Annotated in this window: 3 protein-coding genes; all 3 read right to left on the bottom strand. The window is 61.4% G+C overall.

Annotated features, from left to right (window positions below; all coding sequences use genetic code 11):
- Window positions 1–389 (bottom strand): glycoside hydrolase family 65 protein (locus PLL20_21715; GenBank protein HPD32616.1); only part of this gene is annotated, 389 nt, incomplete at its 3' end.
- An 82-nt stretch (window positions 390–471) separates the two neighbouring features.
- On the bottom strand, window positions 472–2,217 hold the full coding sequence (locus tag PLL20_21720; GenBank protein ID HPD32617.1) for a CARDB domain-containing protein: 1,746 nt from the start codon (window positions 2,215–2,217) through the stop codon (window positions 472–474).
- Between the two features lie 119 nt (window positions 2,218–2,336).
- The coding region (locus PLL20_21725) for a hypothetical protein (protein HPD32618.1) at window positions 2,337–3,780 on the bottom strand (1,444 nt) is incomplete at its 5' end.

The raw sequence follows: 3,780 nt of genomic DNA on the forward strand, positions 1-3,780 counted from the left end.
AACGTTCGAATCAGTGTCGCCGTATCGAGCCGCAGCTCTCTCCGATAGCCTGTTATCTGAGCACTCTCCATGTCGAGCCGCTCGTCGTCGACGATCGGCGCGAGGCCCAGAAAGAACGGCAGGTTGATCATCTCGTTGTTAAGGAGCGGATGACGGCCGAAAACGCCGGGGACGTATGTCCCCCACTTGGACTTCGTGTCGGCGAACCGTTCGCTGGTCACGTTGGCCGGAAGTCTCGTGTAGCTGACGTTTTGCGGCGCACCCGCCAAGTGCTCCTCCAGCGAGCCCCGAACGTGCAGATAGCCGCTTCCGAGGGTGAACAGCCCCTCATAGGCCTTGGCGGTCTCGACATGAAATGGTGATTCAATGATGGACCAGTCGTTCGACATCAGCCACAGTGTAACCGGACGACCCTCTGTTGGGCAGGTAACACAAAGCGTCAAGCTCACGTGAGCCCGGGAATGCCCCCCGTCAGAGGGAACCCAGGTCCAGGCAGGTCGGATCCGCTGGCGGCACGTCCGCCCCGCTGATGCAGCTTGTGAAGATGCTCAAATCCGCCGCATCCACGTCCGTGTCGCCGTCCAGAATGGCATCCTCGCAACCGGGAGCGATTGCTCCGCCCGAGCCGGTCAGGCATATCTGGAAGTGGCCGAAGTCCTCCTGGTCCACGTCGCCATCTCCGTCAAAGTCGGCCGAGACCGGCGTCTCGTTGGGCCCCGGCAAGGCGATCGTGTAATAAGCATCCTGCGTATTGCCCCGCCAGTATTGGATGTTGAAATCGGTGACCTCCTGAAATCGATACCAGATCTGGTCGAGGTGGGCGATCCGCACGACCATGATGCCGTTGGCGATGCCGTAGTTGTGCTGGATGCTGCCGGCGGTGAAGGGATTGCGCGGCAGGAGAACGTACCCGGCGTTGTCGGTGGTGAATTCGAGATCGGGCGTATTGTCGATGGTCTTGCCGTACCAGCCGGGGCCGCTGACGGCCTGGTAGATCCGAACGTTCGCGCCGCGCCGGGGTTGGCCGGCCTCGTCCGTGATCCGAAGGTGGTTGTTGGCCGGCAGGTCGTTGAGAAACGCGCCGATGTTGTACGGGGCGTTGTAGTTGCCACAGCAGGCCCTCTGCCCGGCAATGCGGTTGAGAGCCCCTGCATCGTACTCCGACCACCCTTGGTCATAACCGCCGGACATCATCTTGCCGTACTTGTTGTAGTAGAGGACTTCGCCCCACGCCAGGAACGGCATGTATGAGCTGCCGGCTACGTAGACGCTTCCCTCATAGATCTGTACCGAGTGGTGACTCGACGTGTTGTGCACGTCGAAGCCATAGGTATCGATCAGGTAGCGGGCATGCCCCAACTCATGCAGGAGGGAGCCCTCATAATAAAACGGGTTGCTTATGGAAGCGCTGGTGTGGTTGCTGTACATCGAGCCGTTCAGGAGCGTGGCCGGGAAGCCCCACATCAAGTCCACCGTCTTGTCCCGGAGGTCAGGATGGTTGGTGGGATACCCGCCGGCCAAGGGCAGTGCCCCATCGGGTACGACAACGATCTTATCGATCCGCACCCGGTCCAGGACCCCGTTGGGTGTCGTTGGATAGATCGCGTTCTGGGAGAACTGGTTCCAGAAGCGCATCTGCCGCTGGGCCCAGTCGTCCCACGAGTTCGAGCCGACGCCCAGATCCTTCTGGTACTGGTGGAAGTAGTCGTAAACCGACTGCTCCACCCAGAAGCCGACGATGATCCCGTCGGTGCGATCGACCACCTCGTTGTTGACCTCGCTGCTCTCGCCGATGACGTTGTTTGGGTCCACCTGCAGCTTGATCCAGTGGTTGCCGTCCTGCCAGACCCATCCCCAGGTGACCACGCGTTCCTCGTTCACGGCCAGATTGGTCAGCGTGCCGGACGCGACGGGAACATCATCAAGCCGCCACTCGTAATCCACGGAAGCCGCCGGGCTGTCGCCCGTGTTCCTGATGTGCCCACGAAAAGTGACTGAATCACCCGGAGCAGGGTTGTTCTTGGCCGCGTCGTAGTCATACCGTGGGGTGCGCTCGATGTAGGTCACGTCCAGGTCTGCCGTGCTCGACGGATTGGCTGCCGGCTCGGCCGTCGACACCGCCGGTACGCCGGCAGGCGAGAAAGGCGGTGGGGGCGGCAGCTCCGCCCTGGCGCATGCCGCCGCTAGTGCCGCACCGAGCACGATTTTTGCGGTCATCGCGATGTTGCTCCCTATAAAACGGCTTGAAACGCAAGCGAAAGGTCAAACACAAGACCGTTTCGCTTGCGTTTCAAAGCCTGCTCAACAGGACACGTCGGTCCCAGAATCTTGAACAATCAATCCAGGCAGTTCACGTCACCCGGCGCCGTCCCGCTGATACACCTCTGGAACAGCCCGAAGTCCGCGTGATCAATGTCTCCGTCCGGATCCAGATCAGCAGGGTTGCAGTTTGGATCGGTGTAGGGGACGCCCGGTCCGGTCGCGCAACCCTCAAAGATAGTGACGTCGTTCTCATCGACGTAGCCATCCTTGTTGAAATCGCCTGGGATCGGCTTGACATAGGTCAGAGCCGTGAGGGTATCACCCACCCAGTAATAGATTTGCTGGGTCGCGCCGCCGGCGACCGGCCCCATCTGCAAACCGCTGATCATCTCAGCCGTGCCGGTATCATACGAGAAGATCGGGGTGATCGGTGTCGCCTCGAAGTCATTATCCTTGAGTGTGCCCTCGACCTCGAAGTCCCACCCGCGGATGCTCGTTTCACCTGCAGCCAGGTTGACACCCGCCTGGACGCCGTTTACAGAGACAGTCACCGTTGGAGTGGACGCTCCAAAGTCGAACCGGTACTCGATGTGCTGCCAGGCACCCGCGGCCAGGGGGGTCCAAGCGTCAAAGTTGCGAGGGGAGATGCTCCCGACCGGGGTCGACGAGTCCCAGGCCATGGCCCACCAGCCGCTATAATCGATGTTCTCGGCAAACCATTCGTTGTCGGTCAGGTCGCCGCGATACTGGTCCCAGCTTACGATCACGACCGTGTCAGTAAGAGCGCCGCCGAGATTGGCAAAGACGCCCTGCCAACCGCCGCATCCGCCCGCCGCATCGATCAAGATTCCCTTGCCGCTGCCGCCTGCAGGCAGGTTGTTCACCACTTGGACCTTGCCCACGGCCGACGCACCGCCGCCGGTATCGTCCTCCCAGGTCGCGGTACCGGTACCGCCGGGGTTGGCTTGGCCGGGCAGATCGCCGAGCGCGTAGCCCTCAAACCCCGCGACGTCCAGCCGCGTGTTCTCCACGCCCGTGGCCCCGTGCGTGATCTTCAAGTTGTCGATGTAGACGCCTGCATCCTCGTAGGAGGCACAGCTTACCTGGGGCTCTGTGGTGGCGTTGAACGCCAGGACCCTGGCGTTCGGCCCTTCACTACTGCGGGTTGCCATCACAGCGATGCTGTCCCCGTTCGCGTCCTTGTAGAGCCCGCCATACATGCGAAACTCGCCGTAATTGCTGCTGGTCGGGTAGAACGTGCTGATGGTCGAGCCGTCACCGGTATCGTGATAACGGATCACGTTGCCGCCGAAGCCCGCCGCGATCACGTCTGTTCCGTTAAAGTCCAGACAGCCGAAATCGTTGTACCCATGGCCGCTGTTCTCCGGGCTGTTGTTGCCGAACAGCAAACCCGTGGTCGGGCTGAAGCTGTAGAACTGCTTGCCGTCATCGCCCCACGTCGCAGTGTAGAGCCGCCCCGTGGTAGCCGAGTAGATGACGTGACTCCGGGCAGCCTTT

Source organism: Phycisphaerae bacterium, assembly GCA_035384605.1.
In the GTDB taxonomy this organism is placed as follows: domain Bacteria; phylum Planctomycetota; class Phycisphaerae; order UBA1845; family PWPN01; genus JAUCQB01.